Source organism: Herbaspirillum chlorophenolicum (genome assembly GCF_001189955.1).
GTDB classification, from domain to species: domain Bacteria; phylum Pseudomonadota; class Gammaproteobacteria; order Burkholderiales; family Burkholderiaceae_D; genus Herbaspirillum; species Herbaspirillum chlorophenolicum.
Genome location: NZ_LFLT01000184.1, coordinates 1 through 238, shown reverse-complemented (window position 1 = coordinate 238; position 238 = coordinate 1). Strand labels below are relative to the sequence as shown.

At 55.9% G+C, this 238-nt stretch carries 1 protein-coding gene; it reads right to left on the bottom strand.

Annotated elements, in window-relative coordinates:
• A partial coding sequence (locus tag AKL28_RS24260) for an arsenate reductase/protein-tyrosine-phosphatase family protein (RefSeq protein WP_462491137.1) occupies positions 1 to 91 on the bottom strand: 91 nt, incomplete at its 3' end.
• Positions 92 to 238 lie beyond the last annotated feature (147 nt).

Below are 238 nucleotides of genomic sequence, written 5' to 3'. Positions count from 1 at the left end.
TGTTGAGCAGTGCTTCGGCCATGATGCTGCGAGCCGAATTACCGGTGCAGAGGAAAAGAACGTTGTAGGTCTTCTGTTGGCTAGTGGACATGGTGACTCCTTGGCGTGAAGGCCTGACGGTTCCAGGCGTTGATTATTCGGTAGTAGTGGCTGGCTCGCAGCATGCTGTTACAGGCGAGCACGCATTGCCGCCGCAGCAGTTCTCGGTGAGAAACCCCAGAACATCGTTCATGGCGGT